1 protein-coding gene is annotated in these 299 nt (G+C 74.2%); it reads right to left on the bottom strand.

Annotation, left to right across the window (positions count from 1 at the left end; all coding sequences use genetic code 11):
- Positions 1 to 299: triose-phosphate isomerase (locus JHD62_RS22140; protein WP_199104674.1), on the bottom strand; the 299-nt coding region annotated here is incomplete at both ends.

Below are 299 nucleotides of genomic sequence, written 5' to 3'. Positions count from 1 at the left end.
GGCAATCTGCTCCAGCGATGCCACCTTGCCGGTGCCGATCGCCCAGACGGGCTCATAAGCAATGACGTACTCGCTGTCGTTCACCTCGGACAGGATGGCCAGCTGGCTGAAAATCACATCCAGGTACCTGTCTCTTATACACATCTGACGCTGCCGACGAACAGTAAGATGTGGGGGGGGGGGGGGGGGGGGGGGGGGGGGTGGGGGGGGGGGGGGGGGGGGGGGGGGGGGGGGGGGGGGGGGGGGGGGGGGGGGGGGGGGGGGGGGGGGGGGGGGGGGGGGGGGGGGGGGGGGGGGGG

This window comes from Aquitalea sp. ASV11, from assembly GCF_016429185.1.
Classification (GTDB): domain Bacteria; phylum Pseudomonadota; class Gammaproteobacteria; order Burkholderiales; family Chromobacteriaceae; genus Aquitalea; species Aquitalea pelogenes.
The sequence above is the reverse complement of the archived record's forward strand: the minus strand, read 5'-3'. Positions and strand labels throughout refer to the sequence as shown.